The sequence below is a fragment of the Nitrospirota bacterium genome (assembly GCA_016180645.1).
Lineage (GTDB): Bacteria > JACPQY01 > JACPQY01 > JACPQY01 > JACPQY01 > JACPAV01.
The window spans coordinates 43,105-56,440 of the sequence record JACPAV010000015.1 but is presented as its reverse complement, the minus strand read 5'-3'; the positions used below and the strand labels follow the sequence as shown (position 1 = coordinate 56,440).

Here is a 13,336-nt window from a genome sequence, read left to right as displayed (position 1 = left end):
TGGCCAATGCCGCGCAATCCATCGACCGATACCTACGTCGTGGACGATCTTGCCTACCCGATTGTGACGATGGAGAGATACGACATCCGGCCGATTCCTCGCAACGGGTCGGCTACCATTCCCAAGCCCAAGACGCGCACGCATTTGATATAGATGGGTCATGGGACGTTGGCGACCGGGACGGGCGTCCGACCTGCCTGTGCCGTGCCCGGCACGGCAGACAGGTCCGTTTTCCGTGGCCCGTGGATCGTTGTCCGCAACCTGTTTTTCAACGTGCCACTCATCACTCGCCACTCGTCACGGCAAATACAACACCTGAACAGGCGTTGATTTGCTGGCCGTCGTTCCGTCGCCGAGCCGGCCGTTGGCATTGTTCCCCCAGCACTTGACCGAGCCGTCCGAAAGGAGCACACAGGTGTGAACCTGCCCTCCTGCAACGGCCACGGCAGCCGTGACTGTGCTCACAACGACAGGGGCCCATTTATCGGTGGTCGTCCCATCCCCAAGCTGACCGAATGGATTGTTTCCCCAGCATCTAACCGAACCATCGGAAAGGAGCGAACAGGTGTGAAGGTTCCCTCCCGTCACGGCCACGGCGTTCGTGAGCGTGCTGACAGCGACCGGTGTGGATTTATCGGTGGTCGTCCCATCCCCGAGTTGGCCGAAGTCATTGAACCCCCAGCACTTGATTCCACCATCAGCGGAAAGCGAACAGGTGTGATTGCTCCCTCCCGCCACGGCCACGGCATTCGTGAGCGTGCTGACAGCGACCGGCGTGGTCTTATCGACCCACGTCCCGTCCCCGAGCACCGCGTACCCCCAGCACTTGACCGTCCCATCCGAAAGCAGCGAGCAGGTGTGCCTACCCCCTGTCGCTATGGCCACAGCATTCGTGAGCGTACTCACGGCCACCGGCGTGGACTTGCCGGCGTTCGACCCGTCCCCAAGCTGGCCGTTAGCATTGTAGCCCCAGCAGTTGACCGAGCCGTCCGCGAGGAGTGAACAGGTGTGATAGAATCCGCCCGCGATGGCCACGGCGCTCGTGAGCGTGCTGACGGCCACCGGGGTGGACTTGTTAGCCACTGTCCCGTCGCCCAGTTGGCCGTAACCATTGGGCCCCCAGCACTTGACCGTCCCATTGGAAAGCAGCGAGCAAGTGTGATACTCCCCTCCCGTCACGGCCACGGCATTCGTGAGCGTGCTCACGGCGACCGGCGTGGATCTATCAGCGGCCGTCCCATCCCCAAGCTGATTCTGCCAATTCGACCCCCAGCACTTCACCGTTCCGTCCGAAAGAAGGGAACAGGTGTGAGAGCCGAGGTGGGCGGTAAGCCCTTCGCGGAAGGGGCGGGCGGGGGCGCCGGAGGCGGTGGATTCGTGGAGGCGGGGGAGTTTTATGCCCATTGGGCCGGCGGGCATGGAGACGGCAACGGGGGTGGTCTTATCCGCCGTCGTCCCGTCGCCGAGTTCGCCGTAGGCATTGTAGCCCCAGCATTTCACCGTGCCGTCGGATAGGAGGGAACAGGTGTGAGCGCTACCCCCCGCGATGGCCGCGGCGCTGGAAAGGAAAGACACGGCGATGGGCGCTAGGCGGTTGGCGGTCGTCCCGTCCCCAAGCTGACCGTTGAGATTTTTCCCCCAGCATTTGCCTGTCCCGTCCGAGACCAGCGCGCAAGTGTGGCCGTTCCCTCCCGTGATCGCGACGGCACCGGTGAACGTGGAGACCGCCACAGGGGTGCTCTTGTCCACCAGCGTCCCGTCGCCGAGTTCACCGTAGACATTGTCTCCCCAGCATTTGCCTGTCCCGTCCGAGACCAGCGCGCAAGTGTGGTAGTCGCCTCCCGTGATCGCGATGGCGCCGGTGAGTGTGGAGACCGCCACAGGGGTGCTCTTGTCTGCCGTCGGCCCGGTCGTCCCGTCGCCGAGTTGACCGTAGTAATTGGCTCCCCAGCACTTGACCGTCCCGTCCGAGACCAGCGCGCAGGTGTGCCCCCACCCTCCCGTGATCGCGATGGCGCCGGTGAGCGTGGAGACCGCCACAGGGGTGCTCTTGTCCGCCGTCGGCCCTTTCGTCCCGTCGCCGAGCTGACCGTTGTTATTGTATCCCCAGCATTTGACCGTCCCGCCCGAGACCAGCGCGCAGGTGTGCAAGTTCCCTCCCGTGATGGCGACGGCACTGGTGAGCGTGGAGACGGCCACGGGGGTGCTCTTGTCCACCGTCGTCCCGTCGCCGAGTTGACCGTAGTCATTGCGTCCCCAGCACTTGACGGTCCCATTGGCGATAAGGGCACATGTAAGAGTCCCTCCAACTGCTACGGCCTGAATAATGTTCTGTCCCCACGTGACGGTGGAGTTTTCGACGGTGTTGGCGTCCACATTGTTCGCTTCATCTTTCGCACGAACGACAAAATAATAACGGGTACCAGGGGACAAGGTAACAACGGGATAAGAAGTGGCACCGGCAGTGGTCGTGTAAGTTGCCGTGAAGGTCAAACAACCACCGGAGGTTGTCGTCTGGCAGATTTCGTAGACGATGTTCGCCTGTACGCTTACGGTATCCGTGGCTGCCGTCCAACTGAGATCAATCTGGCTCGCCGAAACCGCCGTGGCGCTCGTAACACCGCCGAACGTCGGTGCCGCGGTATCCACCCTTGCCGTGGAGGCCGAACTGTACGTATTTGCGTTTCCAACGTTGTCGTTGACGACGAACTGATACTGGTAGCAGTTGCCATTGGCCACCGTGGTGTCGTTGTAGGGCGAAGACGATGGATCGGTTGCAATCGTAGTGTAGGACCCATAGGTGCCGCACGCCCCGCTTGAAAGCGTTGCGGAACGCCGCTGCAACAGCCTCTGCCCCAACCCCGATGAAGCATCCGTCCCGTTGACAAACGTGACCGGCACGCTCGCCGTGTTGTACCAGCCGTCCGTGATGCTCACCGACCCGCCCGAAGGCGCCATCGTGTCCAGCGTAACCGTAAACGAGCAGGTCCCTGTGTTTCCCACGTTGTCGTGGGCCGTAATCGCCGCGGAACCGTCGAACGTGGAAGAGGTCGTCCAGGAATACGCGAGCGAGTACGGAGAAGACGTATCCTCTCCCCCCGCCGAAACCGTGGTGGGGAATACCAGCTTCTGCACGCCGGAGCCCCCGTCGCTCGCGGTCACATTGACCGTGAAGTTCCCAGCCCCCGCGTTGCGATAGTAAAGCGTTGCACCCGAAACATGCTGGTCACCCGGATTCGTACCCTCGGTGATGGACGAGACGGAGCAGGTAGAGCCGGCCGTGTCGCAGGTGCGTGTCACGGTCGAGGCCGTCCCGACGTTGCCGACCCCATCCGTTGCTCTCATGTTGAGCGTGAGGGTTTGGCCGTCCGTACATGCAAGAGCCGTAACCGAACAGGTTCCGGCACCCCACGTCCCGGCAGCCCATTCGGTGTCGCACGTCCCGTCGGTGGATTTGCAGTGCTCGCAGGAGATGACACCCGCGGTATCCGCGAACGTGGCCGAGAGGTCGAAGGGGCTGTCCACGTGAGTGGCCGTGGCGGCGTTGGAGGGGGTGACCGCACCGGCCGAGGGAGGAGTCGTCTCGACGGTCCATGTGTAGGAAGCCGGGGTGGGATCGGGGTTGCTGGCGGCGTCGAGGGCGCGGACGGAGAAGGTGTGGGCGCCGCCAAGTTGTGAGTTGAGGGTTGTGGGTGATGAGCAGGAAGAAAAAGACGCGGAATCGAGGGAACATTCGAAGGAGCACGCGGGGGACGTGGACGTCGCCCCTACGTCGGAGCAGGAAAACGAGAATGAAGCCGAGGTTTGGTTCGTCAGGAGGGCGGGCAAGCCCGCCCCTACGAGCGTTGTGTCGGGAGGGGTGATGTCGTTGGTCATGATCGTCACCGCGCTCTGGTTGCCGGCTCCGTCCGTGGCGGTGATGTAGACCGTGGCGTTTGCGTTATCGCCCACGCTGACGGCAGGGAAACTGCCGTCAGCGAGCGATGAGGTTTGAGCAATGAGGGAGGTGACAAGACCGTCCGAATAAATTCGGACGCTACTGCCGGCTTCGACGGAACCGGAGGAGCCTTGGATGGTATCGGCTGTACCGGGAGGATTCATGGCAACCGTGAGCTTCGCAGGATCCGGCGCAAGGGGTGGGGTCGTGTCTGTGATGATGGTGAACCGGGAGAAATGCGTGGCGGGACCCTTCACTTCGTTCAGGGCGACATCCACACCCGATCCGGGAATCACCTGCCACGATCCGCTCACCTCCGTCGCCAAGGTCAATTGGCCCTCCAGCGAGTCTTTGGGAACGTCCGTCTCCTGATACGCCAGCGTCATCTCGACCGGCGCTTTGAACACCGTGCCTTCCGGGCCGAACTCATAAACCTCGCCGTGGGACCCGGGCGGCACCGGCGTCGAAACCGGGTCCAGCTTCTTGATCTTGACGCTCAACTCCTGCGTCACCGCGCCGGGAGGAAACACCAGCTTCGCCTTGCCCGCATCGGCGGCCACGGCGGCGCCCTTGGAAGACACCTTGGCCTCCATCATCTGGCCGCGAGGGAGATGATCGTTGGGACCAAAGGTCGAAACAACCTTGAAGGTGAAGGAGGCCGGCGTGGGATCGGTGTTGCCCATGGCGTCCACGGCCCGCACGGCGAGCACGTGGTCGCCGTGCGGTGGGCGATAGGCGGCAGGCGAGGAACAGGGAGAGAACGGAGCGCCGTCAAGGGAACAACGGAAGAAGCATAGCTCGTTGCTCGTATCGGAGCAGGAAAACGTGAGGGTGATTTCTTGTCCGCTCTTGATGGACGCGCCACTCGCCACTGGCAACGCGCCACTGACCGCGCTCAGCGCGGTGTCCGGTGGTGTGAGGTCGATCGCGGCCAGCGTTATCGGCGTCTCCACCCCCTGCTTCTGCAAGGTCGAGTCCAACGCCTCGGTGAGCCGGCCGAAGGCGATTTGCACGTCGTTACTCGTGACGCGTGACTCGCGGTTCGTGGCTGCCGATAGAGCTTGCTCCAATGCCGCAGGCCCCTCCGCATCGCTCAGGGCGAGCACCGTAGCCACCTCCACAAGGGTGGCGATGCCGTCCTGGTCGTCATCCGGCAACTCCACATCCCTCACCTCGATGGGGGTCTCTTCGATTGCGATGACAAAGCCAAGTTCCTCGTTCCTGGTTCCTCGTTCCTGGTCGGCTCCCTCCTCGCCTTCACCCTGCGTCGTGCGCCCTGCGTCTTGCGTCCCCTTGACCTTGAGGGTCGTCTTGACTTGGACGTAACCGACGTCGGGTTGGGCGGCGGACCGCAGGCGCGCCATGAGAGGGTACTCCCCCGCCACGGCGTATTGCCCGGGCAGAGCGAAGACGACTTCGAAGGCCAGCGCAGGCGGTTCGGCGATCTGGCGGCGGGTAGACAGTAGACGGTAGACAGTAGACGGGAAACGGGCGCTTGCGCCGCGCACGCCTCCCCGGACTCCTCCGGCCTCCGCGGCGCGAATCCCCCCGCGGACGCCCGCGCGGATGCCGCCGCGGACGCCTTCGGCCACCACCTCTTCGTTGACGGCGATGTCCGCCACCACCTCGTCAACGCGCACAAGGTCATCTACTCTCGAAATATCATCCACTCGCGTGATTTCATCCGGTCGGGTGATACCCCGCCGGCCCGCGCGGACCCCCTCCAAAGCCGCCGCCTGCTCCGGCGTGAGCGGAATGGCCAAGGTCACTTCGACGCCGCCGACTGGAGCAGATGGACCCCTCTCAGACTTCCTGGAACCGCTGCAAGAGAAGGTAAGGAGGACAACAAGGAGTAGGATTGCTGGATGTCGTCTCATCGACCGTTTTCTCCCCTTGGCACGGCCAAAGTGAGGGAGGCAAGTTTCTGATGGTAGGAGGCGGGCGAACTGGCCGCCAAGAAGATACTTGAGTAGGTGGTGAAAGAGGCGTATGAACGGCTTGATGAAGTGGACGAGGCGGCAGGTTGAGTGGATGGCGGATTTTTTGAAGAGTGCAAGTCTCGTTGTTCTTTCGGGCAGCGTGGCGGACGCTTTTGTCGATGGAACCAGGCTGGGTGTGGATTTCCTGGGGATGGCAATTGGTGTCGGCTGTTTGGCGGCCGGGTTCTGGTTGACGGGAAAGCTGGATGGCGATAGGATGGGACCATGAGCAACGCGGAAATCGTTGGATATGTGTTTCTGGCGGTCATGGCCGGCATCCTCGTTTTTGCGTTCATCATGGGCCACCAGTACGAGCGTCAGCGCAAGGAAGCATCGGGGTCCTAGCCTCGGGGGCGGCCTGACCGCTCATCCGTATTCTCATGGCAAGTTGATTACCGGGACGGGGGTCAACCGATTCACCGTCGTCCCGTCGCCGAGTTGGCCGACATTGTTAGATCCCCAGCATTTGACTGTTCCGTCGGCAGCCAGGGCGCAGGTGTGAACGTCCCCACCCGCTATCGCTACGGCGTTCGTGAGCATGGAGACGGCGACCGGGGTGGACTTGTTCACCGTCGTCCCGTCGCCCAGTTGGCCCTGTCCATTGGCTCCCCAGCATTTGACTGTTCCGTCGGCAGCCAAGGCGCAGCTGTGAGCGGTCCCGCCGCCCGTTACGGCCACGACGTTCGTGAGCGTTGAGACGGAAACGGGCGTCCACTTGTCAACTGTGGTGCCGTCCCCCAACCGGCCATCGGCATTGGCGCCCCAGCATTTGACTGTTCCGTCGGCAGCCAGGGCGCAGGTGTGATCGGCCCCTGCCGCGACGGCAACGGCGCCCGAAAGCGTCGAGACAGCCACGGGCGTCGACTTGCCCGCTGTCGTCCCGTCGCCCAATTGGCCGTAATTGTTGCGTCCCCAGCATTTTACCGTTCCGTCCGATGCGAGCGCGCAGGTGTAGTTGTCCCCACCCGTCACCGCCACGGTGTTCGTGAGTGTGGAGACGAAAACAGGCGTCGATTTGCCGGCCCCCGTGCCGTCCCCCAACTGCCCGAACAAATTGTATCCCCAACATGTGGCCGAGCCGTCCGAGGTGAGCGCGCAGGTGTGAGCGTTCCCACCCGTCACCGCCACGGTGTTCGTGAGTGTGGAGACGAAAACAGGCGTCGATTTGTCGACCGTCGTGCCGTCCCCCAACTGGCCGTAAGCATTGTCTCCCCAGCATTTTACCGTTCCATCCGATGCCAACGCGCAGGTGTGAATGCCCCCATCCGCTACGGCCACGACGTTCGTCAAAGAAGAAACGGCGGTGGGCGTTAGGCGGTTGGCGGTGGTCCCATCCCCAACCTGACCATTAGTGTTCCATCCCCAGCATCTGACCGTTCCGTTTGAAACGAGCGCGCAAGAATGGTTGCCGCGGTGGGCGGAGATCCCTTCGCGGAAGGGGCGGGCGGGGGCGCCGGAGGCGGTGGATTCGTGGAGGCGCGGAAGTTTCACCCCGCCTGCGGCGGGGGGCATCGAGACGGCCACGGGGGCCCATCTGTTCACCGTCGTCCCGTCTCCTAGCTGGCCGTAGAGATTGTACCCCCAGCATTTGACCGTGCCGTCCCAAAGAAGCGAGCATGAGTGGCCGCTCCCTCCCGCAACGGAGATCGCACCGGAAAGCGTGGCGACGGCCACGGGAGTCGTCTTTTGCACCGTCGCCCCATCCCCAAGCTGACCGTAGGGATTCCACCCCCAGCATTTCACCGTGCCGTCGGAAAGTAGGGAACAGGTGTGATTCGATCCTCCCGCGATGGCCACAACATTCGTGAGCGTACTGACGGCCACCGGAGTGGATTTGCTGGCAACTGTCCCGTCCCCAAGCCCACCGTAGGTATTCTGTCCCCAGCACTTCACCGTACCGTCCGAAAGAAGCGAACAGACGTGCCACCACGCTCCCGCGATGGCCACAACATTCGTGAGCGTGCTGACGGCCACCGGAGTGGATTTGCTGGCGAGCGTTCCATCCCCAAGCTGGCCGTATTGGTTGTCCCCGCAACACCGGACCGCACCGTCCGAAAGAAGGAAACACGTGTGATAGGTCCCTGCCGCGACGGCCACGCCGTTCGACAAGGAACTCACGGCCACCGGGGTGGACTTATCGGTCGTTGTCCCATCTCCAAGCTGGCCGGTTCCGGTCGCGATATTGTTGCGGTTGTACCCCCAGCACTTGGCCGTGCCGTCCGAATGGAGCGAACAATTGTGGCCGCCCCCTACCGCGACGGCCACGGCATTCGTCAGCGTGCTGACCATAACCGGCGTGGATTTATTGACGACCGTCCCGTCCCCAAGCCGGCCATCACCATTGTTCCCCCAGCACGCTACTGTACCATTTGAAAGAAGCGAGCAAGTGTGGCTGGTCCCTCCCGCGACGGCGATGGCGCCCGAGAGCGTGCTGACGGCAACGGGCGTGGACTTGTTCACCGTCGTTCCATCCCCGAGCTGACCGAAGTCATTGAGCCCCCAGCATTTCACCGTTCCATCGGATTGGAGCGAGCAGGTGTGATAGCCGAGGTGGGTGGTGACGGCTTGGGCCACGCCGATGGTGGACCACGTGCGGGCCGACCGTTCTATGTTGTTCGTATCTGCATTTCCCACCTCATCTCTTGCCCGAACAACATAGAAGTACCTGGTTCCTGGTGACAGAGTTCCTGGCGAATAGGAAGTGGCTCCCGCGGCAGTGGTGTAGGTAGGCGTGAACGCGGAGCAACCGCCGGAGGTGGTGGTCTGGCAGATGTCGTAGATCAGGGAGGACGCGGGACTCACGGCGTCGGACGCGGCGGTCCAGGAGAGGTTGATCTGGGAGGCGGAGATGGCGGTGGCGGAGGTGAGGCCGGAGAAGGTGGGCGCGGTTGTATCGCACACGAAGTTTTCGTCCGTCAAACCGTCGCAATCGTTGTCCTTTGAGTCGCAGGTCTCGGCGGCAGGCGATCCGGCGACCGTATTGCACGATGTCCCCGTGCCATCCGCCTTGCACACGAACGTGCCCGCCCTCGCGCACTCACCCACGCCGGTCGAGCAAGTCTGGCCCAAGGGACCGTCCGGTGTAAAACCGGACGCTACGAAGTCCTCGTCCGTCTGGCCGTCGCAGTCGTTGTCGAGGCCGTCGCAGATTTCGGCGATGGGCGATAGGCGTTGGGCGCAGGTGAGGGAACCGTTCACGCAGGCCTGAAGGCCTGCGCTACAGATTCCCGGGGAGCCGGTTGAGCACGAGGCGGAAGGGATGTCTTCATCGGTTTTCCCGTCGCAGTCGTTGTCCTTGCCGTCGCAGATCTCGGCGGAAGGCGAACCGGCCACGGCATCGCAAACCGTCCCCGTCCCGTCCGACTTGCAGATAAACGCGCCCGTGGTCTGGCAGGCGCCGACGCCCACGGTGCAGGATTGGCCGAGCGAAGCAACGGTAGCCGCAGGCTTTATGCCTGCGTCTGAAGACGCACCCGTAAAGGGTGCGGCTACCCAGTCTTCATCGACCAATTGATCGCAGTCGTTGTCGAGGCCGTCGCAGATTTCGGCGGAGGGGATGCAGGAGGGGAGAACGGTGAATGTGATCTCGGCGGGGGTCGTGTCGCGGTTGCCGAGGGCGTCGAGGGCGAAGACGGCGAGCTCATGTTCGCCAGGTGTACACGAGGTAGGCGCACCCTTTACGGGTGCGTCTTTCGGACGCAGGCTAAAGCCTGCGGCTACCGGTACGGGACGCGCAGGCGTGAAGCCCGCGACTACCGCGGCGCAACTCAGGGTGACCGGAGAGGAACACGGCGCAAACTCGGCCCCGTCCACAGAGCAACGGAACGTGCAGAATGTTTCATTGCACGTGAAGGTGAAGGTCCAAGAACCGTCGACCGTCGTCCGTCGACCGTCGACCGTCGTCTCCGGCGGCGTCAGATCGATTTCCTTGATCTCGATCTTGACCTCGGCCGGAGGCGTGACCCCTGCGGCTTTGAAGTCCGCGACGACTTTTTTCTCCAGCTTGGCGGCGAGAGATTGGAAGGCCGCCTGCGCCTGCTCCTGCGTGGGCTTCTGCGTGCTGGTGGCATCCGAGGCGATGGCGATGGCGTCATCCAACGAACGGGCGGGCAAGCCCGCCCCTACGGCCTCGCTTCCAATGAGAGCGGCAACCTCGGTGATCGTGGCGATCCCGTTGCCGTCGAGATCGGGAAGGTCCACCTCGGAAAGGTCGATGTCGGTGTCTTCGATCTCTATTTCGAACTCAAAGTCGTCGGTCGTCGGTCGCCCGTCGCCGGTGGAAGATCCGTCCGGTGTAAAACCGGCCGCTACAGAAGAAGGGACAGACATTTTGACGGTTGTTTTAACTTCGACGAGAGACACGTCGGGATGCCGGCCGGGACGCACTCGCGTGTGGAAGTTGTTCTCTCCGTCCCGGGCGGACTTCCTGGGCAGGAAGGAGGTTACCTCGAACGCAAACGCAAGCTCGCTCTCGCTCGCCTGCTTCCGTGATCCCGTGATCCCGTGACCCCGTGAGCCAGAAGTTCCGATCTGGTTCACGGGGTCACGATTTACGGGTTCACGCGCGGGAGCGCCGGGTATGGGTTCGGTTCCTCCCGCGCCTCGCACGCCGCCGCGCACACCCCCGCGAACACCTCCCGCTTGGGAGGCGCGTATTCCTCCCCGAACACCCGACTGCTCCGAGGCGCGAACCCCCGCGCGGATGCCGCCGCGAACGCCCTCCGCCACGAGTTCGTCGTTCACCAGGACATCCACAACGAGCTCATCCTGATCGGCCACGCCGTTGAGGGCCGCGGCCACCTCGGTGGACAGCGGGAGAGATACGTCGAGTGGGAGACTGTCGGACGGGATCTTGTTCGACTCCGTGTGCTTGGTTTTGCGATAGCAGGCGGCCAGAGGCAAGGAAAAAGTCAAAAGTAAAAGGTAAAAAGGGAGAGAAAGCCGGAGAGATCGGATCCAGGATCGAGGCAGGGACAGGCGAGTCATGGGGTTACCCGATGGCCTCGCGGGAAAGCAAGAACCGACACATCCATCCTCCCTTTTCGTTTTCATTCCCCTGTCGAAGCCCCGTGGCACAAGTGACACTAATTGTTGATCCATGCTTGCCCAATCCAAACGGTCGGTCAACAACCTATAAGGCGTAAGGGTTACCATTGTGCACCGATTCAGTCTTCATTCATTGTCCGGCTTGTGCGCGAGGTTTGTCGGCAGGCGGCTGAAAGGTGACCCAGCATTCCGGGTCGAATATCCGGCTTGGCCCGAACGACATGAGTCACGATCTCGTGCAGGATCTTTTCCGTCCGTCGCCTGTCGAGCGGCGGCAACCGCCGAAGTTTCAGGTCGATTGCCTCCATCGAACCCAGGAAACGGGTTCGGCAGGGACATAGAACCGGCTCGGGCGCCGCCACATCGAGGAGATCGGCCACGGTCCACCCCAGACCGGACGCGATCCGGAATATCGTCGCGAGGGAGACGCCCGGGTGGCGTGCCTTCTCGGTCCGGCCCAGCATCTGTTGCGTGATCCCGGCCCGCTCCGCGAGACGTTCCTGCGTAAGCCCGGTCTGTTTGCGGGCCAGGGTAATCCGCCGACCGACCTTGGCAACGAGTGCATGGCTTCCCTCTTGCGCGACCATGCTACCTCGTGACGGGCACGATTCGGACCGAATCGACACCCACGATGGGCCGGCTGCCATGTTCCTTGAGGGTCTTGCCGGTCAAGGCCGCTTGTGTGTCACCGGGCTCCAGTCCCGTCTCCTGCGTTCTGAAATGCAGGACGAGGTCGAGGTCGCCGTCTTGGTCTACGTCTTCAAAAGCCGAATGGTCCATCCCGGCGCCCGCGGGACCGAAACGGACCGTTTCAACATCCACCGAGGCCGCTTGGAATTCCTCCGTGCTCGGAATGGCCACGGGGATAACGCCTGAGCTTCGCAGGTTGATGGAATTGGGAAAACTTCCCGGCTTGATGTCGATCAAGATGGGAGTGACCGGGACGATCCTGAGGGAGTTGAAGACGTTGATCCTTCCGAAACCGAAGTAAGGATCTCGACCGGGCGCGCCCAAATCATCCGCGCCGTCGGCCAGGACTTGTCTGACTTCCTCGTTCGTATAACCTGGCGTTTGCGATAGAACCAACCCCGCCAGCCCTGCGACGAAGGGAGCAGCCATGCTGGTCCCGCTCCACGCCGCATAGCGGCCCCCCGGCAGCGTACTATAAATGTAAGTACCGGGGGCGGCCAGTTCTATCCAATCTCCATAATTGGAAAAGTAAGCTTTGTTATCACTGGGATCCGTTGCCGAAACGGCGATCACGTTGGGGAAAGCCGCGGGATAGAATTTATCGCTCCGATTATAGTTGCCGGCGGCAGCTACCAGAACCACTCCCGAATCATGGGCATAGTTGATAGCATCCGTTAGAAGCTTTGAAAGCCCATACGCACCCCAGCTCATGTTGATCACCTTTGCGCCGTTATCCGCGGCATAGACCATAGCCGCTGCTATATCCGAAGCGAGCAAACTTCCTCCGCCCCACATATTCTTGAATCCGGCGCGCAAGGCCATGATTCTCGAACCCCAATTCACTCCTGATATTCCGATTGCGTTGTTGGGAACCGCCCCTACAATTCCCGACACATGGGTGCCATGGCCATGAACATCCATGGGATCGTTGTCACGCGGACCGGCATCCTCTCCTGGGTAGACCACGCGAGGATCGATGCTCACAAAATCGTAGCCGCAATAGTCATCGACAAACCCGTTTCCATCGTCATCCATGCCGTTCTCCGGAATCTCCTTCTCGTTGGTCCAGATGTTCGCGGACAGATCCGGGTGGCGGTAGTCCACCCCCGTGTCCACCACCGCGACGACGACCCGCGGTTTTCCCGTTTCCAGATCCCAAGCCTGGGGAGCCTGGATTTTCGGGAGGGCCCACTGCTGCGAATAGAGGGGGTCGTTTGGAACGGCTGCCGTCCCCAGGGTCCCGGAAATCTCCAGAACGTAATTCATCTCGGCGTATTCCACGTCGGGATTCATCCTTTGCTCCTCGACAAAGGTCTCGACGTTTTTCCCCTTCGGGACCTCGACTCGACGGATGTCGGCCAGGTTTCCGGGAGTTCCCCTTCCATGAAAGATTTTTTTCGACTTGGGATCCGACTTGGCGTGGGGTTTGTACTTCACAATGATTTCATTCGAGATGAAAGGGGCGTTCGGTCGCTCCGGGAACATCACTTGGTTTTGCTCATAGCCGAGAAGAATTTGTGGAAGGAAAACCATGCCCCCAACCAAAACCGAAACAGCACGAATATGTGCAACTTTATGGGTCATTTTCTTCTCCTCCTTTCCGGTCACAAGCATAGCAAGAGCAAGGGAAAGGCCAGACCCAATATTTGATTGTTCAGCGTAACAGTCTAATATACAACAAGAT

At 61.9% G+C, this 13,336-nt stretch carries 5 protein-coding genes; 1 reads left to right on the top strand and 4 read right to left on the bottom strand.

What is annotated here, in order from left to right; translation table 11 throughout:
• Positions 1-6: 6 nt before the first annotated feature.
• Positions 7-153, top strand: a complete 147-nt coding sequence (locus HYT87_10175; protein MBI2060126.1) for a hypothetical protein — start codon at positions 7-9, stop codon at positions 151-153.
• Between the two features lie 144 nt (positions 154-297).
• Here HYT87_10175 and HYT87_10170 read toward each other — a convergent pair whose 3' ends face one another.
• From HYT87_10170 to HYT87_10155, 4 genes are all read right to left on the bottom strand, one after another.
• Complete coding sequence (locus HYT87_10170) at positions 298-5,700, bottom strand: hypothetical protein (protein MBI2060125.1); 5,403 nt, start codon at positions 5,698-5,700, stop codon at positions 298-300.
• Between the two features lie 594 nt (positions 5,701-6,294).
• Positions 6,295-10,818: a hypothetical protein gene (locus tag HYT87_10165; protein MBI2060124.1), complete on the bottom strand. Its 4,524-nt coding sequence runs from the start codon at positions 10,816-10,818 to the stop codon at positions 6,295-6,297.
• Positions 10,819-11,081: 263 nt separating this feature from the next.
• A complete protein-coding gene (locus HYT87_10160; GenBank protein ID MBI2060123.1) occupies positions 11,082-11,549 on the bottom strand; it encodes a helix-turn-helix transcriptional regulator in 468 nt (155 codons plus the stop codon).
• Position 11,550: 1 nt separating this feature from the next.
• Entirely contained in the window at positions 11,551-13,236 is a 1,686-nt protein-coding gene (locus HYT87_10155; protein ID MBI2060122.1) for a S8 family serine peptidase, read from the bottom strand.
• Between the last annotated feature and the right edge of the window lie 100 nt (positions 13,237-13,336).

Bases quoted from the DNA above. Each gene is read 5' to 3' on its own strand.
- HYT87_10175 (MBI2060126.1), top strand. From the start codon at position 7: ATGCCGCGCAATCCATCGACCGATACCTACGTCGTGGACGATCTTGCC.
- HYT87_10155 (MBI2060122.1), bottom strand. From the start codon at position 13,236: ATGACCCATAAAGTTGCACATATTCGTGCTGTTTCGGTTTTGGTTGGG.
- HYT87_10160 (MBI2060123.1), bottom strand. From the start codon at position 11,549: ATGGTCGCGCAAGAGGGAAGCCATGCACTCGTTGCCAAGGTCGGTCGG.